This window comes from Cupriavidus sp. SHE (assembly GCF_000812445.1).
GTDB classification, from domain to species: Bacteria; Pseudomonadota; Gammaproteobacteria; order Burkholderiales; family Burkholderiaceae; genus Cupriavidus; species Cupriavidus metallidurans.
Map to the genome: position 1 here is coordinate 80,276 of NZ_JWMB01000061.1, position 25,354 is coordinate 105,629.

Annotated in this window: 23 protein-coding genes; 8 read left to right on the forward strand and 15 right to left on the reverse strand. The window is 65.0% G+C overall.

Going from position 1 to position 25,354, the window contains the following annotated elements:
- The first annotated feature begins 59 nt into the window (after positions 1-59).
- From RN01_RS27920 to RN01_RS27930, 3 genes are all read left to right on the forward strand, one after another.
- Complete coding sequence (locus RN01_RS27920) at positions 60-278, forward strand: oxidoreductase-like domain-containing protein (protein WP_035836226.1); 219 nt, start codon at positions 60-62, stop codon at positions 276-278.
- Positions 275-1,108, forward strand: a complete 834-nt coding sequence (locus tag RN01_RS27925) for an NAD-dependent protein deacetylase (RefSeq protein WP_017511072.1) — start codon at positions 275-277, stop codon at positions 1,106-1,108. Before RN01_RS27920 ends, RN01_RS27925 begins: the two co-directional genes overlap by 4 nt.
- A gap of 282 nt (positions 1,109-1,390) precedes the next feature.
- Entirely contained in the window at positions 1,391-2,248 is an 858-nt protein-coding gene (locus RN01_RS27930) for a DMT family transporter (RefSeq protein ID WP_024570594.1), read from the forward strand.
- Here RN01_RS27930 and RN01_RS27935 read toward each other — a convergent pair.
- From RN01_RS27935 to RN01_RS27945, 3 genes are all read right to left on the reverse strand, one after another.
- Positions 2,245-2,826, reverse strand: coding sequence for a DUF1439 domain-containing protein (locus RN01_RS27935; RefSeq protein WP_011518132.1), 582 nt, complete (start codon positions 2,824-2,826; stop codon positions 2,245-2,247). The genes RN01_RS27930 and RN01_RS27935 overlap by 4 nt on opposite strands.
- A gap of 91 nt (positions 2,827-2,917) precedes the next feature.
- Positions 2,918-3,121, reverse strand: a complete 204-nt coding sequence (locus RN01_RS27940; RefSeq protein ID WP_008645462.1) for a SlyX family protein — start codon at positions 3,119-3,121, stop codon at positions 2,918-2,920.
- Between the two features lie 93 nt (positions 3,122-3,214).
- Positions 3,215-3,643 carry a VOC family protein gene (locus RN01_RS27945; protein ID WP_008645464.1) on the reverse strand — a complete coding sequence of 143 codons (429 nt, stop codon included), beginning with the start codon at positions 3,641-3,643 and terminating at the stop codon, positions 3,215-3,217.
- Positions 3,644-3,932: 289 nt separating this feature from the next.
- Here RN01_RS27945 and argG point away from each other — a divergent pair, with 289 nt between their 5' ends.
- The 3 genes from argG (at position 3,933) to RN01_RS27960 (ending at position 9,732) form a co-directional block, all read left to right on the forward strand.
- Positions 3,933-5,258 (forward strand): argininosuccinate synthase, encoded by a 1,326-nt coding sequence (argG, locus tag RN01_RS27950; RefSeq protein WP_024570593.1) that lies wholly within the window; start codon positions 3,933-3,935, stop codon positions 5,256-5,258.
- Between the two features lie 153 nt (positions 5,259-5,411).
- A complete protein-coding gene (locus tag RN01_RS27955) occupies positions 5,412-6,437 on the forward strand; it encodes an aldo/keto reductase (protein WP_017511075.1) in 1,026 nt (341 codons plus the stop codon).
- A 226-nt stretch (positions 6,438-6,663) separates the two neighbouring features.
- Positions 6,664-9,732: a transglycosylase domain-containing protein gene (locus RN01_RS27960; protein WP_164846176.1), complete on the forward strand. Its 3,069-nt coding sequence runs from the start codon at positions 6,664-6,666 to the stop codon at positions 9,730-9,732.
- Between the two features lie 54 nt (positions 9,733-9,786).
- On the opposite strand, the gene RN01_RS27965 is transcribed toward RN01_RS27960, so the two are convergent.
- From RN01_RS27965 to RN01_RS27980, 4 genes are all read right to left on the reverse strand, one after another.
- A complete protein-coding gene (locus RN01_RS27965; protein ID WP_011518135.1) occupies positions 9,787-10,038 on the reverse strand; it encodes a GlsB/YeaQ/YmgE family stress response membrane protein in 252 nt (83 codons plus the stop codon).
- 101 nt (positions 10,039-10,139) lie between these two features.
- Positions 10,140-12,248, reverse strand: coding sequence for an elongation factor G (gene fusA / locus RN01_RS27970; protein ID WP_008645473.1), 2,109 nt, complete (start codon positions 12,246-12,248; stop codon positions 10,140-10,142).
- Between the two features lie 103 nt (positions 12,249-12,351).
- On the reverse strand, positions 12,352-13,269 hold the full coding sequence (locus RN01_RS27975; RefSeq protein ID WP_223277396.1) for a polysaccharide deacetylase family protein: 918 nt from the start codon (positions 13,267-13,269) through the stop codon (positions 12,352-12,354).
- A gap of 184 nt (positions 13,270-13,453) precedes the next feature.
- Positions 13,454-13,678 carry a hypothetical protein gene (locus tag RN01_RS27980; protein ID WP_017511078.1) on the reverse strand — a complete coding sequence of 75 codons (225 nt, stop codon included), beginning with the start codon at positions 13,676-13,678 and terminating at the stop codon, positions 13,454-13,456.
- A gap of 117 nt (positions 13,679-13,795) precedes the next feature.
- On the opposite strand from RN01_RS27980, the gene RN01_RS27985 reads away from it, so the two are divergent.
- Entirely contained in the window at positions 13,796-14,539 is a 744-nt protein-coding gene (locus tag RN01_RS27985; protein ID WP_080672901.1) for a DUF3047 domain-containing protein, read from the forward strand.
- A gap of 6 nt (positions 14,540-14,545) precedes the next feature.
- Here the strand turns inward: RN01_RS27985 and RN01_RS27990 are convergent, their stop codons facing one another.
- Positions 14,546-15,286 carry a lipoate--protein ligase family protein gene (locus RN01_RS27990; protein ID WP_017511079.1) on the reverse strand — a complete coding sequence of 247 codons (741 nt, stop codon included), beginning with the start codon at positions 15,284-15,286 and terminating at the stop codon, positions 14,546-14,548.
- A 155-nt stretch (positions 15,287-15,441) separates the two neighbouring features.
- On the opposite strand from RN01_RS27990, the gene RN01_RS27995 reads away from it, so the two are divergent.
- Positions 15,442-17,004: a methyl-accepting chemotaxis protein gene (locus tag RN01_RS27995; protein ID WP_024570590.1), complete on the forward strand. Its 1,563-nt coding sequence runs from the start codon at positions 15,442-15,444 to the stop codon at positions 17,002-17,004.
- A gap of 37 nt (positions 17,005-17,041) precedes the next feature.
- Here RN01_RS27995 and RN01_RS28000 read toward each other — a convergent pair whose 3' ends face one another.
- The 7 genes from RN01_RS28000 to RN01_RS28030 all read right to left on the reverse strand — a co-directional run bounded on the left by RN01_RS28000 (position 17,042) and on the right by RN01_RS28030 (position 25,137).
- A complete protein-coding gene (locus tag RN01_RS28000) occupies positions 17,042-18,058 on the reverse strand; it encodes an LLM class flavin-dependent oxidoreductase (RefSeq protein WP_017511081.1) in 1,017 nt (338 codons plus the stop codon).
- Positions 18,059-18,202: 144 nt separating this feature from the next.
- Entirely contained in the window at positions 18,203-20,986 is a 2,784-nt protein-coding gene (locus RN01_RS28005) for a hypothetical protein (RefSeq protein WP_024570589.1), read from the reverse strand.
- A gap of 87 nt (positions 20,987-21,073) precedes the next feature.
- The gene (locus RN01_RS28010) at positions 21,074-22,048 is read right to left on the reverse strand and encodes a DedA family protein/thiosulfate sulfurtransferase GlpE (protein WP_011518143.1); all 975 of its coding nucleotides are present in this window, start codon (positions 22,046-22,048) and stop codon (positions 21,074-21,076) included.
- A gap of 127 nt (positions 22,049-22,175) precedes the next feature.
- Positions 22,176-22,592 (reverse strand): Hpt domain-containing protein, encoded by a 417-nt coding sequence (locus tag RN01_RS28015; protein ID WP_017514619.1) that lies wholly within the window; start codon positions 22,590-22,592, stop codon positions 22,176-22,178.
- Positions 22,589-23,221 carry a response regulator transcription factor gene (locus tag RN01_RS28020; RefSeq protein ID WP_008645493.1) on the reverse strand — a complete coding sequence of 211 codons (633 nt, stop codon included), beginning with the start codon at positions 23,219-23,221 and terminating at the stop codon, positions 22,589-22,591. Before RN01_RS28020 ends, RN01_RS28015 begins: the two co-directional genes overlap by 4 nt.
- Before the next feature lie 315 nt (positions 23,222-23,536).
- Positions 23,537-24,361, reverse strand: a complete 825-nt coding sequence (locus RN01_RS28025; RefSeq protein ID WP_017514620.1) for a hypothetical protein — start codon at positions 24,359-24,361, stop codon at positions 23,537-23,539.
- Positions 24,362-24,747: 386 nt separating this feature from the next.
- Positions 24,748-25,137: an OsmC family protein gene (locus tag RN01_RS28030; protein WP_017514622.1), complete on the reverse strand. Its 390-nt coding sequence runs from the start codon at positions 25,135-25,137 to the stop codon at positions 24,748-24,750.
- Positions 25,138-25,354: the final 217 nt, after the last annotated feature.

Sequence of the window (25,354 nt, forward strand, 5' to 3'; positions counted from 1 at the left end):
GGCGCGGGATAGCCGATGCGGCATATACTGGCGCCGTACCTGATTCCATTGCGTCTTCCGTGTCTTCCGCAGAACATTTCCACACGCCCCCCGACGATCCAAAACCCGCGCCGCCCGAAAGACCCGGCGACAACGAGTGCTGCGGCAGCGGCTGCGATCCATGCGTCTTCGATTTCTACAACGACGAGATGGAGCGCTATCGCCAGGAACTGCGGGCATGGGAGGCGCGCCAGGCCGCTCGCCAGGCCGCTCGCGATAACGCCGCAACGCATTCGTGAACCATTCCGCCGCGCTTCAGGACTTCGTTGAACGGCATCGGCGCCTGTTCGTCCTGACCGGCGCCGGCATCAGCACGGACTCCGGCATTCCGGGCTATCGCGACGAACAAGGCCGCTGGCAACGCTCGGCGCCGATGACCATCAGCGCGTTCATGAGCGGTCACGCGGCACGGCAGCGCTACTGGGCGCGCAGCATGATCGGCTGGCCGGTGGCGGCCGGGGCACATCCGAATATCAGCCATCGCGTGGTGGCGCGGCTTGGCGATGCCGGGCGCGTGTCGGCGCTGGTTACCCAGAACGTGGACGGACTGCACCAGCAGGCGGGCAGCCGCGATGTCGTCGAGTTGCACGGCAGCATCCGACAGGTCGTGTGCCTGTCGTGCGCCACGCGCTACTCGCGCGCGGAGCTGCAGCACTGGCTCTGGCAACACAATCCCGATTTTCGTGACATGACGGCGTTGCCCGCCGCGGACGGCGACGCGCATCTGGAGTCGCCGTTGTTCGACAATTTCGCGGTGCCGGTTTGCGAGCGATGCGAGGGCGTGCTCAAGCCAGATGTGGTGTTTTTTGGCGAGTCGGTGCCGCGTGAGCGCGTCGATACCGGCCGGGCGGCACTCGCCAGCTCCGATGCGGTGCTGGTGGTCGGGTCGTCGCTGACGGTGTTTTCGGGCTATCGCTTCTGCCTGTGGGCGAGCGAGCTAGGCCTGCCGATCGCCGCGCTGAACCTTGGCACCACGCGCGCCGATCCGCTGCTGACACTCAAGGTATCTGCGCCGATCGGGCCCACACTGTCCGCGCTGGCGAGCGGGATCGGGCTGGCCGGCGATTGACTACCGACTGACCACCGATTGACCACGGCGGCGCCCGCCGCTAGGATCGACGCATTGCCCGATATCTTCGGGTGCCCCCCAACCAGTCATCTCATGACCCCTGTTTCTGTCACGGCGCCCCCCTGCGCGCCGCCGCGCGGCTGATTCCAGCCGACTTACGTCTCCGGTAACGCTGACGAAGACGTGCTCGCGCATCGCGCGCGGCACGCGCCGGAGCCTGCGTGGTTTCTGACAGGACAATTCATGAATTCCGAAAAAGACGTCATGGCGGACGCATCCGCCATGCGCACGTCCATGCACGCGCTTGCCGTGTATGGCGCGACCCCTTTGTTCGTGCTGCTCTGGAGTGGTGGCGCGATCTTCAGCCGTGTGGGACTTTCCCATGCCTCGCCATTTGCGTTTCTTACGTTGCGATTCGTTATCGCGCTGACCCTGCTTGCCGCCATCGGCGTGGCACGCCGGCGCGTGCTGCCAGCCCCCGGCACGCGTGTGCGTGTGGCGGTGACGGGCGCGTTGATGATCGGTGGTTACTCGATCAGCTACCTGCTGGCACTGGATTTCGGCATGACGCCAGGTGTGCTGGCTACCGTGCTGGGCGTGCAGCCAATCCTGACTTTGCTCTGGATGGAGCGGCGCGTGTCGGTAGCGCGGCTGGCGGGTCTGACGCTGGCGCTGGCCGGGCTGGTGACGATCGTGGCCGATAGCCTGATGGCCGCAAGGTTCTCGATGGCTGGCTGGGGGGCCGCCCTGGCCGCGCTCGCGTGCATGACGGTGGGCGCCATCGGGCAGAAAGGCATCCGGCAGGCCCCGGTGGAGATCCTGCCGCTGCAGTACACGGTGGCGCTGGCGATGTGCCTGCTGTGCGTGCCGTTCCAGCCGTTCCGGTTCGAGCACGTGCCGGGCTTCTTTTTCCCGCTGCTCTGGATGGGGATCGTGATTTCGGTGGTGGCGACGCTGCTGTTCTACCGGCTGATCCAGGCCGGTAACCTGGTCAACGTGACCAGCCTGTTCTATCTGGTGCCGCCTGTGACCGTTCTGCTGGACTTCGTCGCGCTGAGCAACCGGCCCGCGCCGCTTGCGCTGGTCGGCATGATTGCCATTCCGGTGGGGCTGGCGCTGGTGTTTCGCGCGGGACGCTAGCGCAGGTTGACCTGCACGCGGATGCCGTCGGGCGCCACGGTGATGGCGCCCGGCTCGACGTCCTTGCCGTTGAAGCGGAGTTCTTCGGGTTTGAACGTGTACAGCGGATAGTCCTTCAGCAGTTGCTGGGCCACCACGGCGCCAATGGCGTTGAGTTGCTCGCGATACTGGCTCATGCCTTGCACCTCCACGTCCTGCACCGTCGGGTTGTCCAGCAGCACCGCGCGGCGCGTGGCGTCGTAGCGGACGCCGCTGTTCAGCGCCAGCGAGCCGTTGACCGGCGGTGACGGGATCACCGTGTTCGAGAGCGCCGCGTCCACCCGGGTGGTGATGCGGTTGCCGGCCTCGTCGAGCACGAGGCGCGGGTTCGAAAGCCGCACGCTGACCAGTTCGCCATAGCGCAGCGTGGCCGGGAAGCGCTTGTCCACCGCGCTTTGCAACTCGTCCTTGGTGAACGTGTATTCGCCAGTCCAGACGTTGTAGCCGGCGTGGGCAGTGCCCAGCGCCGCCGCGACAATGGCTAGGGCCAGCAACGGACGGCGCGCGTGGGACAGGCGGTTGATCAGGGTACGGGACATGGCCGGGATGCGAATCGAAGTTACGCAGTCAGACCCGTGCCGCGCGGTGATCGTTCCGACATGTGATGCCGGTGCGGGCCATCGACAGGTTTCAGTAGTGCGGCGGGATTTCGTGCTGCGGATCGGACTCGGCAGCCATGGGTGCGCTGGCACGCACTTGTTGGTACAGCGCGCGAAACTGCGCCTGCAACAGATCGATCTGCTGCTGTTGGCGGGCGACGGCGAGATTCAGCGTCTCGATCAGGTCTTCCTGGAAGGCGACCTTGATCTCCAGATCGGTCAGGCGGGATTCCATGGTGTTCTCCGGTTGGCCGCGCATTGTACGGGACTGTACGGGACTGTACGGTACGGCCAGCCGAAGAACGGCAACGATGATCAGTGGATCAGGTTATTCCTTCGGCCCGGCGATCACCATCCACATCACGCCGAACTTGTCGGTGACCATGCCAAAGCGCTCACTGAAGAACGTCTGCGACGGCGGCATGTTGATCTGGCCACCCTCGGCGAGCTTTTCCATCGTCTTGTCGCACTCGGCGGCATTGGCCACGTTCAGCGAAAGGCCGAAGCCCTTGAACTCGGTCTTGCCCTTGGCTTCCCCGTCGGACCCCATGATCACGGCATCGCCGATTTGCAACGCCATATGCATGATCTTGTCTTGGTTGATGACGGCCGGACCACAGCCGGGACCGGCATCCTTGGGGCCATCGCGGTAGCGCAGCATGGCGCCAACCTGCGCGCCCAGGGCGGTCTTGTAGAACTCGGCCGCTTCCTCAGCGCGACCATCGAAAAACAGATACGGCTGGACTTTCGAGGACATCGATAACTCCTGTGGATTGGGCGCCCAATACGGCCGGGCGGGGGGCTGAACTGGTACTTGTGTACGGCGTCCACAAAGATTAGGCGAGAGTCCGGGGGATGTCCACATCTATTTTCGGGGACAGATATGACGGGTCGCGAAAGGCTTGTTTCAGCGTTGCCGTTTGGCGCTGACGCCGGGCCATGTCACAATTCACGGTTACGAGTTTCGGGCGCCGGACCGGCTCGCCGCATGACGCGATCGTGCGGGGGCGCCCCAAGAGCCGACAAATTCACCTGGTTTTCTGGCGATGACTACCATCCTGCAGCACATTCCTTCCGGCCAGCGCGTCGGAATCGCCTTCTCGGGCGGACTCGATACCAGCGCCGCGCTCCTCTGGATGCGCCAGAAGGGCGCCATTCCCTACGCCTACACGGCGAACCTGGGCCAGCCCGACGAGCCGGATTACGACGATATCCCCCGCCGCGCCATGGCGTACGGCGCCGAGGCCGCCCGTCTGGTGGACTGCCGCACCCAACTGGTGGCCGAAGGTATCGCCGCGCTGCAATGCGGCGCGTTCCATATCTCGACCGCCGGCGTGACCTACTTCAATACGACCCCGATCGGCCGTGCCGTGACCGGCACGATGCTGGTGGCGGCCATGAAGGAAGACGGCGTCAACATCTGGGGCGACGGCAGCACGTTCAAGGGCAACGACATCGAGCGCTTCTACCGCTACGGCCTGCTGACCAACCCGGGTCTGCAGATCTACAAGCCGTGGCTGGACCAGCAGTTCATCGACGAACTGGGTGGCCGCGCCGAAATGTCCGAGTTCATGCGCCAGCACGGCCATGCCTACAAGATGTCGGCGGAAAAGGCGTACTCGACCGATTCGAACATGCTCGGCGCCACGCACGAAGCCAAGGATCTGGAGCAACTGGATTCCGGCATCCGCATCGTCCAGCCGATCATGGGAGTGCAGTTCTGGCGCGATGACGTCGAAGTGAAGCGCGAGGAAGTGACCGTGCGCTTCGAGGAAGGCCAGCCGGTGGCGCTGAACGGCAAGACGTTCGCCAATGCCGTCGACCTGCTCATGGAAGCCAATGTCATCGGTGGCCGTCATGGCCTGGGCATGAGCGACCAGATCGAGAACCGCATCATCGAAGCCAAGAGCCGCGGCATCTACGAAGCCCCGGGCCTGGCGCTGCTGTTCATCGCTTACGAGCGCCTGATCACCGGTATTCACAACGAAGACACCATCGAGCAGTACCGCGACAACGGCCGCCGTCTGGGCCGCCTGCTGTACCAGGGCCGCTGGTTCGATCCGCAAGCCATCATGCTGCGCGAAACCGCCCAGCGCTGGGTGGCTGGCGCCGTGACCGGCGAGGTGACGATCGAACTGCGTCGCGGTAACGACTACTCGATCCTGAACACGACGTCGCCGAACCTGACGTACAAGCCCGAGCGCCTGACGATGGAAAAGGGCGAGTCGATGTTCACGCCGCTGGACCGTATTGGCCAACTCACGATGCGTACGCTCGACATCGTCGACACGCGCGAGAAGCTGCAGACGTACGCCAAGTCCGGCCTGCTGTCGAACCAGACCAGCGCGGCGCTGCCAAAGCTCGAAGACTGAGCACGGCACGTTTCCGGACGGAAAAGCGGCACGAGCGATCGTGCCGCTTTTTTTTTGGCCGCCGCCCGGCAGACATCTGGCGCCCTGCAAGCTCTACCGCAACGCGGCACAATGCGTGAAGTCCTCTCCGCTCGTCCTACTCAGGAATCCACCATGCCAGATTTCGCCATGCAATACCGCCGCCTTGGCGCCAGCAACCTGAACGTCTCGAACCTGTGCCTGGGCACGATGATGTTCGCCGATCAGACCGACGAGGCCGAGGCCGCCCGCATCGTCGCCAGCGCGCGTGAGCACGGCGTGAACTTCATCGACACCGCCGACGTGTACAGCAAGGGGGCCTCCGAGCAGATGGTAGGACGGCTGCTGGCCGGCAGTCGCCACGACTGGGTGCTGGCGACCAAGCTCGGTAATGCGATGGGTAGCGGCCCGAACCAGTCGAACTACTCGCGCACGTGGATCATGCGTTCGGTGGAGGACAGCCTGACCCGTCTGGCCACCGACTACATCGACATCCTGTACCTGCATCGCGATTTCGCTGGCGCCAATCTCGAAGAGCCAGTGCGTGCGATGGGTGACCTGATCCGGGCCGGCAAGATCCGCTACTGGGCCGTGTCGAATTTCCGGGGCTGGCGCATCGCGGAAATCGCCGCGCTGTGCGACCGGCTCGGCGTGCCGCGTCCGGTTGCCTGTCAGCCGTATTACAACCTTCTGAACCGGGTGCCCGAAGTCGAGATCCTGCCCGCCTGCCAGCACTTCGGCCTGGGCGTGGTGCCCTACAGCCCGATCGCGCGTGGTGTCCTGACCGGCAAGTATCTACCCGGCCAGGCACCCGGTGCGGAAACGCGCGCCGGCCGCGCGGACAGACGCATCATGGAAACCGAGTTCCGCGAGGAATCGCTGGTCATCGCGCAGACGCTCAAGACCCATGCCGAGGGTCGTGGATTGACGCCGGGCCAGTTCGCCACCGCGTGGGTGCTTGCCAACCCGATCATCAGCTCGGTGATCGCCGGCCCGCGCACGCTGGCGCAATTCGAGGATTACTTTGGCGCGGTGGCCGTGGCGATCACCCCGGCGGAAGAAGCCATGGTCGACGGCCTGGTGCCGCGCGGACATGCGTCGACGCACGGGTACAACGACCCGGGATACCCGTTTGGCGGACGTCCCGTCGCTGCCGCCTAGCAGGCACTCGTAGCCTCCCGCATCCCCATTCCGGGTGTGATTCCCAAGCTGCCTGTTGCGCCCAGTGCACGAAGGCTGACGCCCATGTGCGCCAGCCAACTTCCCTGCGGCAAACCGCTGCGGTTGGGCGTAATATAAAAGCACGCACGGCCGTCAAATGACGGCCGGCTTGCGTGAGGCTATGAGCCGGTGACGCCCGCCGAGACGGCAGGCCCGGCGCAACCGGATGCGAAACGTGTCACGTCGTGGCTGGATTCTCGTCGGGATGACGGTCGCCGCATGCGGCGGCACCTACATCGTTGTGAGCCTCGTCGCGAATGAGGTTCGCACCTCGCAATGGCAGGCTCGGTACATGAGCCGGCTGGGCCAGTCGTTGACGTACTCCATCGAGCCGGGCCCCAGCGACAGCATCCGCTACCCACACTCCGGCCCCTACGACGAGCGACTCGGCTACGAGCGCCTGGGTGAGTTTGGCGAGCGTCTGCTCAAGCAAGGTTACGTGACCAGTTCCCAGGCGCGCATGTCGCCCGACATGGTGCGACTGATGGACAACGGCATCTTTCCGCCCTATCGCGAGAAGAACCAGGCCGGCCTGCTAGTGCGCGACTGCAACGCGTTGACGTTGGCATTCGCGCGCTACCCGCAGCGCCAATATGACAACTTCGAGTCGATTCCGAAGGTGCTGATCTCCTCTCTGCTCTATGTGGAGAACCAGAACCTGCTCAATCCCGAGTATCCGATGATGAATCCGGCGCTGGATTGGCGCCGGCTGTCGCGTGCGGTACTCGACCAGGGCATCAAGTTCGCTGACCGGCATCACGACACGCCCGGCGGCAGCACACTGGCCACACAGATCGAGAAGTTCCGGCATTCCCCGAAGGGAAAAACGCAGTCGGTCTCCGAGAAGTTCCGGCAGATGGCCTCCGCTTCACTGCGCGCCTACCATGACGGACCCGACACGCAGCGCGTGCGTGAGAACGTCGTGCTGGACTATCTGAATACCGTGCCGCTGTCGGCACGTGTCGGCCACGGCGAGATCAACGGTATCGGCGACGCGCTTTACGTCTGGTATGGCGAAGATTTCAGCGAGTTCAACGCCGCGCTGCAGCAGATGAATCCGCGCGCCCCCACGCCACGTGAAGCGCAGGCTTACAAGCGTGCGCTGTCACTGATCATCTCGCAGCGGCGTCCGTCGTATCACCTGCGGCGCGATGACACGAACCTCGATGCGCTGACAGGCAGCTACCTGCGCCTGCTGGCTGCGAACAACGTCATCACGCCGGAGTTGAGGGACGCGGCGCTGGAGCAGTCGTTGGACAAGGCTCCGCCGCCGCCACGCCCGGAAGCCGAGCCGTGGGTCACGCGCAAGGCCGTCAACCAGGTCAGTAACGATGTCTCGCACATGATCGGCATCAACAGCCGCTATGACCTGGACCGGCTGGACCTGACCGTCGACAGCACCATCAATCGCGAGGCACAGCGCCTGGTTACCGATACGCTGCTGCGGATGCGTGACAAGGGCGTAGCGCACGAGATGGGCCTGTATGGCAAGAATCTGCTGCGCGAAGGCGATGACCCGTCGCGTCTCGTGGCCAGCTTCACGCTGTTCGAGCGCGTTGGCAATGCGAGCGTGGTGCGCGTGCAGACTGACAATGTCGACCAGCCGTTCGACATCAACGCCGGGGCGCGGCTCAATCTCGGGTCGACCGCCAAGCTGCGCACGCTGGTGACGTATCTCGAGATCATCAGCGAACTGCATGATCGCTACGCGGACATGAGCCGTGCCGAGCTGACCGCGCTCCAGGTGCCGCGCCAGGATGTGCTGACGCGCTGGGCGGTCGACTACCTGATCGCCGCGAAATCCCCGGCTGACCGCCGGCTGGCCACGATGCTCGATGCCGCGATGGAGCGCAAGTATTCGGGCAGCGCCGGAGAGGCGTTCTTTACCGGCGGTGGCATGCAGAGCTTCTCGAATTTCGAGAAATGGGAAGGCGAGCACCAGATGACCGTGCGCGTGGGCTTCCAGCATTCGGTCAACCTGGTGTTCGTGCGGATGATGCGGGACATCGTGCGTTATGAGGTTTACCAGGCGCACCCTGACGCACGTGATTTGCTCGAGGACCGCTACGCGCCCGGGCGTCGCGCTTATCTCGAACAGTTTGCCGACGAAGAAGGTACGGCGTTCATGACCGCGTTCTACCAGCGTTATCGCGGCAAGGACAACGACGAGCGGCTCAAGGTGCTGCTCGGCCGGGTCAAGCAGCCGACGCCGCATCTGGCGGCCGTGCGGCTGTCCGTCACGTTACTGAGCGCGCGGCCAAACACCGATTTCGAGACATACGCGCGCACGCTGCGCCAGTGGATGCCGAAGCAGAAGGAGGCGCTGTCGGACGATGACCTGCAGGCGCTGTATGTGAAGTACGGCCACGACAAGTTCAACCTCAACGATCGGGGCTACCTGTCGCGCATCCATCCGCTGGAACTGTGGATGGTCGAGTATTTGGGCGCGCATCCGGATGCGACGCTGAAGGAGATCCTGAAGGCGAGCGCGCCCGATCGCCAGACTGTCTATGCATGGTTGTTCAAGACGCGCAGCAAGCTCGGTCAGGATGGCCGCATTCGCACGCTGCTGGAACGCGAGGCCTTTGGGAAGATCGCCACGCGCTGGCAACGGCTGGGCTATCCGTTCGATTCGCTCACGCCGTCCTACGGCACGGCGATCGGCGCATCGGGTGACCGGCCTGCCGCGCTGGCCGAACTGGCGGGGATCATCCTGGCCAACGGGGTGGACGCCCAGCCCTCGACGGTGCGCGCGCTGGCCTTCGCGTCGGACACTCCCTACGCAAGCGCCTACCGGCTGCAACCGGCGCCCGGCAAGCCGTTGATCGTGCCGGAGATCGCCATGCTGGTGCGGCGCTCCATGCTCGATGTCGTGCAGAACGGCACCGCCAAGTCCATCAGCGGTGCGTTCGTGCCATTGAATCGGAGGGGGCAGGCGGTGGGGGCGCCATTGATTATTGCCGGTAAGACCGGCACCGGCGACCAACGCTTCCAGACCTATGGCCCGGGTGGCCGCGTGATTTCGTCGCGTTCGGTCAGCCGCTCGGCGACGTTCGTGTTCCTGCTCGGTGATCGCTATTTCGGCACCGTGACGATTCACGTGCGGGAGCCCTACGCCGCGCGTTACTCGTTCACCAGCGCATTGTCATTGCGGGTGCTGCGCTCGTTGGCGCCGCAGATCACGGCGATGGTCGCGCCCGGTAGCGACGCGACACTGCTCCGCTGCGAGAACTGAGCGACCCCGGCCGTGCCGGGATCGCCGCGGGGTTTATGGCTCAGGGCCCAGGGCTCAGGCTTTGCGCCGGACCATATCGTAGATCGCCAACAGCACGATGGCGCCGATCACGGAGGCAATCCAGCCGGCCGGTTGCCCGGGCTGATACATGCCAAGGGCGCGTCCCACGTAACCCGCCGCCACCGACCCCAGAATGCCGAGGACGATCGTCATGATCCAACCCATCTTGTCGTCGCCGGGCTTGATCGCTCTAGCAATCAGACCGACGATCAGGCCAACGAACACGGTGCCAAGAAATGCCATCATGATGCGCTCCTGAAAGTGCGAAGGCCGCCGGTGGGCCGGCGGTTACGGCTGGGGAAGCGGACAGGTCCAAATCCCCGGGTTTGTCGGCCCTGCTGCGCGACTTATCCAACCTTGCGCGCGTTGATCACCGCTTCCGCCACGTTGGCCGGTGCCTCGGCGTAATGCTTGAATTCCATCGTGAACGTGGCACGGCCCTGGGTCAGCGAACGCAGCGACGTCGAATAGCCGAACATCGTCGCCAGCGGCACTTCGGCGCGCACGATCTTGCCGCCACCGCCGGCGATGTCTTCCATACCATGCACCATGCCGCGCCGCGATGACAAATCGCCCATCACGTTGCCGGTGAATTCCTCGGGTGTTTCCACCTCCACGGCCATCATCGGTTCCAGTAGCACCGGCTTGGCGCGCCGCATCCCTTCCTTGAATGCCATCGAGCCGGCCATGCGGAACGCGTTCTCGTTCGAGTCGACGTCGTGGTACGAGCCGAACACCAGCGTGGCTTTCACGTCGACCACCGGGTAACCGGCCAGCACTCCCGTTTCCAGTGTTTCGCGGATGCCCTTGTCCACCGCGGGGATGAACTCGCGCGGCACCACGCCACCCTTGATGGCATCGACGAACTCGTAGCCGCCGCCCTGCGGCATCGGTTCCACATCGAGCACCACGTGGCCATACTGTCCACGGCCGCCCGACTGCTTGATGAACTTGCCTTCGACGTCGCGGGCCTTGCCCTTGATCGTTTCACGATACGCCACCTGCGGCTTGCCGACCGATGCCTCCACGCCGAACTCGCGCTTCATGCGGTCGACCAGGATTTCCAGATGCAGCTCGCCCATGCCGGAAATGATCGTCTGGCCGGATTCCTCGTCGGTCGCCACGCGGAACGAAGGATCTTCCTGCGCCAGCCGGTTCAGGGCGATGCCCATCTTTTCCTGGTCGGCCTTGGTCTTCGGTTCCACGGCCTGCGAAATCACGGGCTCCGGGAAGCTCATGCGTTCGAGGATGATGACCTTGTCCGGGTCGCACAGCGTGTCGCCCGTGGTGGCTTCCTTGAGCCCCACCGCCGCAGCGATGTCGCCCGCGCGCACTTCCTTGATCTCGTTGCGCACGTTGGCGTGCATCTGCAGGATGCGGCCCAGGCGCTCGCGCTTGCCCTTTACCGGGTTGTAGACCGTGTCGCCGGAATTGACCACACCGGAATAGACGCGGAAGAAGATCAGCTGACCGACGAACGGATCGGTCATGATCTTGAACGCCAGCGCGGAAAACGGCTCGTCGTCGCTCGGGTGGCGCTCGGCTTCCTTGTCGTCCTCGGTATGCCCCAGGATGGCGGGCACGTCCACCGGGGAGGGCAGGTAGTCGATCACGGCGTCGAGCATCGCCTGCACTCCCTTGTTCTTGAACGCGCTGCCGCAGAGCATCGGCACGATTTCGCCGGCCACCGTGCGCTTGCGCAGGCCGGTCTTGATCTCTTCCTCGGACAGCGGCTCGCCGCTCAGGTAACGCTCGAGCAGCTCCTCGCTGGCTTCGGCCGCGGCCTCAACCATCTTGTCGTGCCATTCCTTCGCGGTGGCAACGAGTTCGGGCGGGATGTCCGTGTATTCGAACCGGACGCCCTGGCTGTCGTCGTCCCAGACGATCGCGCGCATCTTGACCAGATCGACCACACCCTTGAAGTGGTCCTCGGCGCCAACGGGGATCTGGATCGGCACGGCATTGCCCTTGAGGCGGTCGGCAATCTGCGTGCGCACGCGGAAGAAGTCCGCGCCCACGCGATCCATCTTGTTGACGAACGCGATGCGCGGCACGCTGTACTTGTTGGCCTGACGCCAGACGGTTTCCGATTGCGGCTGCACGCCGCCCACGGCGTCATAGACCATGCAGGCGCCATCAAGCACGCGCATCGAGCGTTCCACCTCGATGGTGAAGTCCACGTGTCCGGGCGTGTCGATGATGTTGATGCGGTGTTCCGGATAGTTGTTGGCCATGCCTTTCCAGAACGCCGTGGTGGCGGCGGACGTGATGGTGATACCGCGCTCTTGCTCCTGCTCCATCCAGTCCATGGTGGCCGCGCCGTCGTGCACCTCGCCCAGCTTGTGGTTCACGCCGGTGTAGAAGAGGATGCGCTCCGTCGTCGTCGTCTTGCCAGCGTCGATGTGCGCACTGATGCCGATATTTCGGTAGCGTTCGATGGGGGTCTTGCGGGGCACGGTGTTTCTCCTGGTAAGGGCACCACGGGCAACTAGCGTAGCACTTCCGGGACGATTCCGTATGTCCCCGCTTCACACAAGGGCAAGCCGACCATGTACCGGATCAGGGCCAGCTTTCGCGTGCGTACAGCCCTGCCTTGGCACGGGCGACGGCGGCTTGTTCGGCGGCGCCTGTATCGGTATAGAACGGCGGATCGGCCAGCGGCAAACCGTTTTCGCGCGCCGCATCGACCAAGATCTGCAGGTAATCGGTCATGTGCGACGCCGTGAAGTCATTGGTGTCGTGAAAAGCAACGATCACCGGCACCACGCCGTTCACCGGTTCGAGCCGGTGCGTGGCCATGGCGCGGCCAACCCGTTCGAGCTCGCTGACCATGTGCGAGCGCCGGCGCAGGCTGATATGCCAGCCGTAGATCTTGCCGTCGCGCGCGTTGGCGTCGGCCATCAGCATGTCCAGACCGAGCTGGTGATAGACGGCCTCGGTGGCGTCGTTATGGGCCCAGTCGGGCGGCCGCACCACGGGGGCGACGTGGCCGCACTGCGCGACGATGTCGGCCTCACCAGAGCGCAGCGAGTCGGCGAGCTTTTCCGGCGTCAGGCGGGTGTGCGGGACGTGCCCTTCGGGCAGGCCGCTGTGCACGGCCAGCAGGTGGCCTGCCGCGCAGGTGTCGCGCATCTGCGCCTGCCCCTCCGGGCTGCCGCCACGGCGCCGGTGCGCGGTCTGGACGAAGAAGACGGCCTTGATGCCGGGCGTAATCGGATTGTTGGCAAGCTGGCGCAGGATCACGGGCGTGCTGCCGTCGGGGCCGCTATCGGGTCCGTCGTCGAACGTTAGCAGGAAGCGCACGGGCGCGAGCGCCTGGGCGGCGTCCGGGGCCTTGGTCAGCGCTGCCGGCTGGTCGGCGTCCGCCGCCGTGACGGTCCCCTCGGCCAGGGCGGGGGGCGCGACCAGCGCGGCGATCGCGGTGACCGTAGCGGCTGCGGCGAGCGTCAGGCGACGCATCAGGACGGATGAAGGCACGTGGAGCGAACGAAATCTAGGGTGTGGCAAGGGATCTCAGGATACGTGGCAGCCAGCCGGTAGCGGCTGGCCCGCGCGACGGAGCACCTTATCACCCTGGCATGACCGCGCGGCCGCGCAGTTGTAAGTAACTGTCAATGTGATCTTTTCGTATCACATCAGCGGATGGCGCAGCGTCGACGCATCAGGGCGCCAGGTACTTCCAGGCGACCAAGACCACGACCAACGTGACAACGATGCCGGCGAATGCCACGAGTTCGGCGTCGACGAAACTTTCCGCTCCCCGCCATGGGCCCGGATGGCGCCCCAGTGTGACCATCTTGATGAAGCTCCAGCCGATCGCATAGAACAGGCCGTAAAAAACGAGTTCGACGCAGAGCCAGCCAATGATGCCGACAATCAGATCCATACCGACCGTTCCCGTTCCCGCGTTCTTGTTTTCGACGCCGCGTCGACAGCGATCACGGCGGGCACCTAGAATGCTCGTGTCATCCTCGTCCAACGCATCCCGACATCAACGGTCACTATGCCGTCTATCCTCACCAAAGCCCGGCTGTTGGGACTGGCGGCCTGTCTGCTGCCAGCCGTTTTCCACTGCGTGCCGTTACGCGCGCAGACGGTGGAGCCAGGGGTTGCATTCTCAACGGCCCGGCCCGGCAGCGGGCTGCCGAGCGGATGGCAGAACAGGCCGGTTCTGCCCGGAAAAAAGATGACCGGTTATGTGCTGGTGGCGGACCAAGGTACCACGGTGCTCGAAGCCGATGCCAGCGGCTCGGCATCCGGGCTGGTACACGAAGGCGACTTCGATCTGAACAAGACACCGGTCGTCTCGTGGCGCTGGAAGGTGGCCGCGCCGATCCAGAATGCCGACAATCGCGTGGCCGACCGCGAGGACTCGCCCGCACGGCTCGTGTTCTTCTTCGGCGGTCAGGTCGACAGCCTGTCGATTGGCGATCGCGCCGAGATGTTCGCGGCCCATGCCCTGGGCGAGAGTCTGCCTTACGCCACGCTGATGTACATCTGGACCAACAGCGCCGCGCCCGGTACCGTCATCGAGAATCCTCATTCCAGCCGGGTGCAGATGATCGTGGTCGGTAACGAGGTGGGCAAATGGCAGAGCCTGCGTCGCAATGTCGTCGCCGATTTCGAGAAAGTCTTTCATGAGAAGCCCGGCAAGCTGACCGGCTACGGCATCCTGACCGATACCGACAACACGGGCGGCGTGGCACGCGCCTGGTACGGCGATATCAGGTTCTCGCCGCAGAACTAGCGGGGCTTATTGCCCGGGCGCCGTCGAGCGCGCGATGGCGTTCCGGATCGCCGTCTTCACAGTTTCGGTCAGGCCGGTGGCATCGTCGATACCCGACGCCTCGCGCACGCTGACCACCTTGGCCGGATCGTAGTGGCGGCCGCTATGGATGGCCGCTTCGAACGCATTGGCGCGGGCGTTGATTTCGACCGGGTCCGCGTCCACGAGCAGGATGGCATGGGCCAGCACGAGGTGCCGCTGACCGTCGGGTGTCTGCACCGCGCTTGGGGCGCGGCGCCAGTACTGCGCTGTGCCTGCGATCTTGCGGGCGCTATCGCCGGGGCCCCACGCCAGGTTGAAGCGGCCATCGCAGAACGAACCTTCCACGGCCTGCCAATGGGTTTCCACGCCGACCTCGCGCAGCCCTTGGGCGATGACTTCGCACAGATGGAGGTAGACCGGTTCCATCCACGTCGCCACGCCCCGGGGTACAGCGTAGGCCAGGCTGACATTGAGGATGCCTGGACCCTGCGGCACCAGCCCGCCACCGGACATGCGCAACCAGACCGGGCAACCCTGGGCCGCGAACTGGGCCCGCGCCTCCTCGATACCCGGCTGGCGCAGGTAGCTGCGCGGGATGACCAGCGAGAGCGGCGCCTCCCAGAGTTGCGCCACCGGGCCGGTGCTGATCGCGTGTTCCAGCAGGGCCAGCTCACCCTGCAGCGGATCGGTCTCGGTTGGATCAGATTCGACAAAGGTGAACGTCATGGCAGCTAGGCGTCGGGCGCTCGCGTGGCGGATAACGCATTCTCCACGCAGGCGGTGTGCGGCGCCAGTGGCGTGATCCCGACCAGGGGCGGACTAAGGGTTTTGCCGCGGTGTGCCGATATTCATGAGGTCTCAGGTAACCCCCCTGTCGGATCATGAATCGACTTACCCTCAATACCAAACTCTGGGCGGCGCTTGCCGTCATGTGGTTGCTGCTGCTTGCGCTCGGTACATGGAATGCCTTCCACGCGCGGTCCGTGATGATGGCCGAGCGGCGCGATGCGCTGCAATCGCTCGTGACCACCGGCGAGGGCATCGTCAAGCTGTACGCTGAACGCGCCGCCAAGGGCGTGATGTCGAAAGAGGACGCCCAGGCCGCCGCCAAGGACGCGCTGCGCGCGATGCGCTTCGGCCAGAACGGCTACCTGTTCATCGTCGATTCCAAGCCGCAGGTGGTGCTGAACCCGGGCCTGCCGCAGACCGAAGGCAACATGGTCGGCGACTTCAAGGACCCTGACGGGGTGTACGTCTACCGCGCGATTATCGAAGGCGCGCGCCGCACCACCGGCGAGGACGCTGGCTTTTCCACTTACCGGGGCCGCCTGCCCGGTACCGAAACGCCGAAGCGCAAGCTGACCTATGGGCGCTACGTGGCGGACTGGGACTGGTTCGTCGCCACGGGCGTGTTCCTGGTCGACATCGAGGATGCCTTCCGCGCCAACCTGATCAACGCGATCGCCAGTACCTTGCTGATCGGAGCGCTGATTGCGGCCGTGATGGGCATGATCATGCGGACGGTCAAGCGCAGTCTTGGTGGCGAGCCGGCCTACGCCGTGGAATCAGTGACGCGTATCGCGGGCGGCGACCTGACCGTGCCGCTGCAGGTGCGCGGTGACGACGATCGCAGCGTGCTGGCCGCCATGCAGCAGATGCAGGAGCGACTTGCCGCAACGCTGGGCGATATCCGCGGCGCGGCCGGCGCCATTGCCAGCGCCACGCATCAGATCTCGGCTGGCAACAACGATCTGTCGCAACGGACCGAACAGCAGGCCGCCGCGCTCGAGCAGACCGCATCGAGCATGGAGGAGCTGACCGGCATCGTGCGCCAGAACGCCGACAATGCGCGGCAGGCCAGCGCGCTGGCCGTCAACGCGTCGGAGATCGCCAACCGTGGCGGCGAGGTGGTCAGCGAAGTGGTGAGCACGATGGGCGAGATCAACCAGGCCTCGCGCAAGATCGTCGACATCATCGGCGTGATCGAGGGCATCGCATTCCAGACCAACATCCTGGCGCTGAACGCGGCGGTGGAAGCCGCGCGCGCCGGTGAACAAGGACGCGGATTCGCGGTGGTGGCGGGTGAGGTGCGTAGTCTCGCTCAGCGCAGCGCCAATGCGGCGAAGGAGATCAAGACGCTGATCGACAACTCGGTGACGCAGGTCGACACCGGTTCGACACTGGTGGCCAAGGCCGGCGCCACAATGCAGGAGGTGGTTGGCGCGGTCAGACGCGTCACCGACATCATGGGCGAGATCAGCGCCGCGTCGGCCGAGCAGAGCACCGGCATCGAGCAGGTGGGCCAGGCCGTGACGCAGATGGACTCCGTCACGCAGCAGAATGCCGCGCTTGTGGAAGAAGCGGCCGCTGCCGCGCAATCGCTGGCCGAGCAGGCGCAGTCGATGATGCGTGCGGTGTCGGCGTTCCGGCTGGCAACGGTCTGAACCTGCTGGCCTTCCTGTTATCGACGATTTCCCGTCATCACGCCGTCTGCGATGATGCGGGCTGTAGCGCGCGCATGGCATCGGCTGCGATCTCGAACGATCGCAGCCGGGCGGCATGGTCGTAGATCTGGCCGGTCAGCATCAGCTCATCTGGCCGCAAATCGTCCACGAAACGCTGGATGCCCTCGCGTACCGCTGCCGGGTCTCCCACGACCGAGCAGGCGAGGGACCGGCGGATATGCTCCGCTTCGCTGGCATCCCACAGACGCTCGATATCGTCGACCGGCGGCTTGAGCTGTCCCGGCGTGCCGCGAACCAACGCCAGAAACTGCTGTTGCAGCGAACTGAACAGGCGACGCGCCTCGGCGTCGGTCTCGGCGCCGAACACGTTGAGGCCAAGCATCACATGCGGACGATCGAGCTGCTCCGACGGGCGGAAGGTGCGGCGATACAGGTCTATCGCCTGCCGCATGAAGCCCGGGGCAAAGTGCGAAGCAAACGCGAAAGGCAGGCCCATCGCCGCTGCTAGCTGCGCGCCGAACAGGCTGGAGCCGAGGAGCCACAGTGGCACCTTGAGCCCCGCGCCCGGCACGGCGCGCACGCGCTGGCCGGGTCTCACCTCATCAAAGTACGCCTGCAGTTCTTCCACATCCTGCGGGAATGAATCGGCCGAGTCGTGGCTCAGGGTTCGGCGCAGCGCGCGTGCCGTGGCCTGGTCGGTGCCGGGCGCGCGGCCCAGCCCGAGGTCGATCCGGCCCGGATAGAGCGAGGCCAGCGTGCCGAACTGTTCGGCTACCACCAGCGGGGAATGGTTGGGCAGCATGATGCCGCCGGAGCCGACCCGGATCGTCGAGGTGCCGTTGGCGACGTACCCGATCAGCACCGCCGTGGCGGCACTGGCAATGCCCGGCATGTTGTGGTGTTCGGCCAGCCAGAAGCGCCGATAGCCAAGACGTTCCGCGTGCTGCGCCAGGCTCAGCGTGTTGCGCATGGCCTGGGTGGCGTCGCTGCCTTCGATGATGGGCGAGAGGTCGAGCAGGGAATAGGGAATCATGGGGGAAGCTTGCATGCCTCGCGCGACGCATGCCACGCGAGGTCTTGAATCAGGAACGGGCTATGGTAGTCACAGCGGCCAGATCGTGCTGGCGGCGGCAAAGTAGCCATGACGGCCGTGGGGCCACCGTTACACCCGGCCGAATCACACGTGGCTGAACAACCGCGACGCGACGGCGCCGCTGGCAATGCGCCGACCAATGGCCACGCCGAGCGCGCGATAGCTTTCCCACTGCGCTTCATCGAAGAACTGGTCGGCCGTGCCTTCCTGCGGGAATGCCGGGTGTATTGCGCCGTACTGCCGCACGTCCGCTGGCGCCGACGGCGTCAGGCGAGGCTTGAGCAGCACGATGCGTGTGATCGGCGCGCTGTCGGGGGCCCCCGCCTGGCCGGCGATATGGACGTTGAGCAGGATGGCGACCTTGTCCCGGGACTCGGGTGGGGCATTGGCGGCGAAGTCGTCTGGCGTGCCGAATACCGGGCCCAGAACGGCGTCGTCCGGCGCCGCCTGATCGACAACGATCTCAAGCCCGAAGTCGATGCGCGCCAGCCGGATCAGGTTGGCAAGATCGCCAAAGCGGTAATCCCCGTCGCAACCGCAGTCACAGACGACGATCAGGCCGACACGGCGCTCGGGGCGCAGCAGTTCGTAGATGGCGGTGTTCTCGAAATGCCCGCCGTCCGACAGGTACTGCCAGCGTCGCCGTGTGCCGTGGAAGCGCGCGGCCAGTTCGCACGCAAGGTAGTACTGCGTGCGGAACAGACCTGTGATCACGCCCAGCGCCGGATGCAGTCGCTGTTCGATATCGGGGCGGCGCATGGCCGACGGCACCGCGCACGATCCGCCTTCGGCCATGTTTGAAGGCCACCAGATCCCCAGGCGCAGATTGGCCAGCCCGAGCAGCAGCGACGTGCCCAGCGTCGTGGCGCGCCCGAGGCCCGTGGAGATCGCGGCGCCAGAGATCGCGATCCAGTCGCCGACGGTACGCGCCTGCGCCATCTCGATCGAACGTGTGGCGGCGCCGGCAGGCTGCTGCGATTTCGCGCAGCAGAGTTGCCCGTCGACCGTGAAGCGTACGTAGGCGTCGGCGGGAAGCTGCTGGGCATTGCCCGGCTGCACCAGCGCGGGTCCGGGGCCGATGCAGAGCGGCTTGCCCTTGCGGTCGCGTTGAACGAGCTGCTCCGCGGGGTCCACCGTCTGGTTCATCGTCACGTTGATCAGGTGCAGCGGGGCCAGAACGCGGGGATCGTAGTAGTCGTTGAGGCTGAGCGCGTCATCCGGCGCGGGCTCGGCCACGCTGAAGCGCTGGCGTGCCGCGCGGTCCGTCGCCGGGGTGCTGAATCGATTGCCGTTGGACGCGCCGAGGTAAGCCCGTGTCAGGCGGGCCGCGTAGAACGACTGCAGCGTGGACAGGTTCAGGAAGCCCGCGAAGCGTCCCACCACGATCGCCATGCACAACGCCAGCAACGTCAGGGTGGCGAGCGCGGCGGTGGTCCACGCCTTGCCGAACACATGCCAGTCGACGGGCTCGCCGCCGTCCCAGCGCACCCAGAGCACGATCCACGACCACAGCACGAAGACGAGCAGCGCGACCAGTGCGGCGACCAATCCCGCGAGCAGCGACACGGGCAGCCGGGATAGCAGCGAGCGCCAGACCGAATCCGTGGCGCCCTGCTTGCCGTCGTCGAATAGCGTCGCCCCGTAGCGGACCAGCCACACCAGGCCGCCGAGCGCGCCGGCCGGGCCGATAGCGGCCCATGGGTGCGCCGCCATGAAGCTGTAGAGGTAGCACGTGCGGGCGACGGTGTCGGCCAGGCCCAGCGCGGCCAGCACCGCCGTGAACCCCATCGCGCTACGTAGTACCCGCGTGGCGCGCACACGGTAGTTGGTGACCGTGCGCGGCGCGGGCATCAGCATGACCAGGCAGGCGGCCACGCCGAGCCACGCCAGCACGCCGATCACGAAACAGGCGTAGGCAACGCGCATGTTCGGTTCAATTGCCTGGAACCATAGCGATGCCGCAAGGAACAGCGCGCCGAGCAGCATCGTGAGCAGGACGGCGCCGTTGAGCGCGCGCACCGGCTGCTGTGGATTGTCAGATGTGGGATAGACGAGCCAGTACGCGATGCCGGGCGGCAGCACGAACAGCACGGTGGATACCACCGGCATCCAGAGGTAGGAACTCCACCAGATTCCCAGGTCGCCGTCGTTGATGGCCTGGCGTGCGTCATGCAGGAGGTCCATCTCGCCCTGCCACAAGCCGGGCCAGGTCCCGGTGGCCTTGTGCAGGCCCAATGCCAAGGCGGCCAGCAGGACCAGCAACGCACTGCCGATGACGTATTGCATCGCCATCCAGTTGCGGACGATGACTGCCGCCGCGTAAAGGTTGTCGCCAGCACCGGTCGGGGTGAGATAGCGACCGTTCTCGCGCAGCCATGCCACGGCGGCCCGGCCCGGGGCGTCGCTGTAGACATCTCCCGTGCGGATACGGCCCGGCGGCTCGTACTGCAGCGTGCGATAGGCGTCCTGCGCGGCCTGAAGCGGACTGGTGCCACGGCGCAGGCGGCCCGGCACGAACAGGCTGGTGAAGAACGATCCGATGTAGCCGCCGCCGCTGACCGTCGAAAGGTAGTCGAACTGGGCCAGCAGCGAGCGCGTGCCCGGGGTGTCGGCCGGCGTGGCGCTGGTATTGGGGGTGGCTTCGGGGGTGGCTTCGCGGGTGGCATTGGGGGTGGCATCAGGCGCAGGCGCTTCGGCCAGTGCCTGCATCACGCCCAGGCAGAACGTGGCGCTACGAATGCCGCCCCCGGAAAGCGCCAGCGCGCGGTTGCGCCCGTCGGTTCCTGCTACCTCGGGAATATCGAGCGCGCGACGGCGGTGGGCCACGCGCGCGGCTTCCTCTTCCCAACCATGGTCTTCGCCCGGCATGCCACCCTCCGTGCACAAACGGTTTGGGCCAAGTATAGGAAGCGACAGGGGAACCGAAAGGGCGGCGTGGAGCCTCCGGCGCCGGGTCTAGTGCGCGATGATCTGCTGCGGCGCGTCTGGCGTGGCGGTTGGCAGGCCCGAAGTGCCTTGCAGTCGCTTCCATTCGTCGAATCCACCCGCTAGCGCCCAGGTGTTCGGATACCCGGCCGTGCGCAGGCGTTCGGCCAGGACGGCAGCCGACATCTCGTGTGGACATGCGCAATAAACCACGAAGTCGGAACTGGCGTCATGGCCGGACAACGTGTCGAAGGGGCCCTTGATTTCCATCACGATCGAGCCGGGAATGCGCTCGATGGGGGCGGCGCCGTGGGCGCGCACATCGATGACGACGACCGGCTTGTCTCCTGCCGCCCGGCGCTGCTCGAATTCCATGACCGTCATGCGCGGAATCAGGCCGGACCGGCGCAGCAGGCGCCAGCGCATCCAGAATCGCCAGGCGATGAACAGCGCGAAGGCGCCGAGCACCACCATGAGAGCGATATGGCCAAAGGCGCTGAAGGCGGCCAGGATCGTATCGACGAAATCGCTGAAGACCATGCCGGCGACCAGTGCGGCGCCGGCCCATACCAGCGCGCCGAGCGCGTCATAGAAGATGAAGGTCAGGAACGGCGTGGCGGTCATGCCAGCCATCGACGTGGAGAGCGCGCCGGCGCCAGGCAGCAGCTTGGCGAAGATCAGCGAACGGGGGCCCACGCGCAGGTATAGCGACTGGGTCTGCCGGATGCAGGTGTCCGGTGAGATCGAGACGCGGCAGATCGTGCGCAGCATTGGCTGGCCCAGCCGCTTTCCGGCGAAGTACCAGGCGGTGTCGGCGATCAGACAGGCGGCAATCACGGCGAACAGTACCGTGCCGATCGAGGGGCCGTTCGGTTGCATCGACAATGCGCCCGCCACGAACAGCATGGGGTAGGCAGGAATCGGCAGCCCGGCCTGTTCGGCCAGTACATTGAGAAACACGAGCATCAGCCCGTGACCATCGAGCAAGCTCTGTAAGTCACCCACGACAAGGTCTCCCGCCTGAACTGTTGACGCTCCCGGCGGCAGACATGACTTGGGGGCGCGGCCGGAGCAGGTTCACAGTTTGCCAGTGTGCCGGGGCACTTGCACGCGTGCCTGATGGACGGCTTGATCAAATTCCTTGAACGTAGCCGCCGCCCGGCGCGGAGCGCCTGTTACTGCGCAGATCGCGCAATCGGTCGTTGAATTCGGTGACGATGGCGACGTAGCGCGGCAGCAGCGCGTTCACGACGGCGGCCTTGCGATACTTCGCCGCCGACTCGATGGACTTGCCCGCCGCGACCAGCGTCGGACATCGGGCCAGCGCCGCACTGCCCTTGAGGCGATGAATGCTCCGGTGCACGCCAGCCCAGTCACGCAGTTTGGCGGCGCGACGCAGATCGGTGAGATCGCCATGGTTGGCGTCGATCAGACGGGTCAGTAGCAGGTGGTACACGGTGGGGTCCTCGCGGGCGGCGCTTGCCAGCGCCGGGCCGAACGCCTGGCATTCCTCGGTGGTCAGCACGGAGGGGGTGCCGGAGGACGTCATGGAATCAGCCGGCAGCGGCGGGCAAAGTCGATCAGGTCCACCAGTGAATCCGCAGCCAGCTTTTTCATCACGCGGGTCTTGTAGCTGCTTACCGTCTTGTTGCTGATGAACAGCGCCTTGCCGATGGCCTTGTTGCTCATGCCCCGGGTCAGCATCCGCAGGATTTCCACTTCCTTGTCCGTCAGCTTGCTCAGTCCTTCGCTGTCGCCGACGACGCGGCTTTCGCGCGGGTTGTCGCGAGGGTTGTTGTTGGGGAATACGGTGAAGCCTCCAAGCACGCTCTCGACGCATCGGAGGATGGCGTCCATGTTTTGCGTCTTGCTCACGAAGCCTTGTGCGCCGGCGTGGTAGGCACGTGCTGCGAACGGGATGGGGTCCTGGGCGGAAAGTACGAGGATGCGGACGGCGGGGTGGAGGGCACGTATGCGTGGCACGGCATCCAGGCCGCTCATGCGGGGGATGTCGAGATCCAGCAGGACAAGGTCTGGCCTGTGCTGCCGGACCAGGTTGAGCGCGCCTTGCCCGTTATCGGCCTCCAGAAGCGTTGTCACGCCCAGAAGCTGTGAAAGCTGGGTACGCAGCGCCAGCCGTAGCGCGGGGTGGTCGTCGACGATAAGAATGCTTGCCATGCCTTGCTGCCTTGGTGGTAGCCCGACCATTCAGTGGGGCGGTCACTACATGACGGGGCAGTATAGGGAGGCGTTAGTGCTCAGGTAATGCGACGATTCCGCAGTTCGTGTAGGAATTTTCCATGGAAGGTGTCGGATTTGCGACTGGCCGATGCGGGCAGTCCGACGGCACAAAAAAATTGCGGCCCTCCGCACTCAAACGGGGGCCGCCAATCGGGAATGCGAGGAGGTCAGATTCCTCAAGAGGGAATATCGGCCTGGGACGCGCGGGTTGATCCCTACCGACGTGGGGTCTGGGTCACTTCGGCGACAGGGTCAGGCGGTGAGCCGGCGAGGTTGTGCCGAAGGTATCGATTCGGCGCGCAGCCGTTCCACGCCAGCTTCCATTTCCCGATGGGCGGCATCGAGCCAGGCGATGCGATGCCGGACCGGATCGTTGGGGGAAAGGTCGGCTTCCCGGACCTCGCGCAGGAAGTAGCGCACCATGCTGCCGGCCCGTGTGGGGACGGGCATCATGCCCAGCAGTTGTTGCTGGCGGAGCAGCCCCGCTCGGACGGCGTGTTCGAGCCCGGACCATGCCGTGCGCCCGAGTCCGATGTAGAGGGCGTCCCGGGGATATTGCGGGAGCCGGTCCAGAAACTCCCGTTGGAACACGTCACGCAGCATCGGTGTGTCGAGCAGTTCATCCAGCGGGCCGTCGAAAGTCAGCCCGCGGCGTGTCGTGGCGTGGGGCAGCAACGCCAGCGGCTGTATCGAATCGAAGCCCTCCTCATCCCACAGGGACGTGGCATCTGGCTGGCTGATCAGTGCCGGCACGCGAAAGTGGTCGAGCATTCGTATGAGGTTAGGGCGCACCATCCGCCCGCCCAACTCCACGCGGCGCTTGTTCTCGCGCTGGATCCGTGGTCCTGGCGCTTGGGTTTGCAGCAGTTCCTCTGTGACGGTTGCCGCAAGCCGGACATGCGTATGCCCGGGCGTGGTACTGACGATCACGAGCCGCGCACTGTTGTTCCAGTGCTCGTACGGCACGTAGTGCATCGCGTAGATGTTGTCCTGACCAATGACGACGGGTTTCTCCGCAAGACCTCGCGCGCCGCCCCGCCGGATGCGCGCGCAATACTCTTCAATGTAATTCGCCAAGGTGTCCCCGCTCCTGATGCATTCCTTGCTTCGCACTGCCAATGTTCTTTTTTGGCTTCATGGTAAGCCGATGCCCCAGGCCAACAAAGCGGTGGGGTGGCGCCTACGACCTGTAGCAACACTGGCTGCGTGGGGCAGCGCACAAAGCGAGCGAACGCGCCCAACGACGGTGCAAGGTCAGTGGACGACAAGTGCGTGTCGCGCTGCCAGGCAACGTTGCGGATCTAGTAGGGCAGGGTGATGACGAAGGGGAAGAATGGCTGGATAGCGAAAAAGGCCGGACACGTGAAGTGTCCGGGAACCCATTTGCTGACTCGGGCGTGTCTGAACCCGAGGAAATTAATGATAACGATTATCATTCATAAAATCAAGACGCCGGAGATGTGTCAGCCTGCGAGCGTGGTGTCGATCGAGATCTGGGACGAGAGCACCTTGTGAACCGGACACTTGTTAGCGACGCGCAGCAGATCCTCCCGGGCCTTCTCATCAAGATTGCCCTGGAGTTCAAGGCGTCGCACCAGTTTGTAGGTGCCGGGCGCCTCTTCATGCGAAACCGTCACGCGAACTTCCTGCAGCTCGTAGTTCCTCCGCTTTGCGTAGATCTGCAGGGTGAGGGTGGTGCAGGCAGCCAGGGCGGAATCCAGCAGGTCATGAGGATTTGGAAGGGTCGCATCGCCGGCCGGTGCGTCGAGATCCGCCTTCCAATGGGCCGTGCCATTGCTTAGGTCACACAAGCTCGAACCGGAGTTTGCCAACCACGTCGCTTCAATAGTCATGGATGCTTCCTTTTGAAAGTGGGCCAGGGGAGGCCGATGCACAGATTCTATACAGGGTTGATCACGTCCCGTTGAGTGCTTAGAGCGTCGCTTTTATCGTTGCATAAAACTTTTATGACAAAGTGCTTGCCAACCCTGTGGGTGTCCCGTACTATTCGCCCCCTCGCAACACGAAACGCACTGCAAACGCAGCAGCGACAAGGGTTGCGGGGCGGCA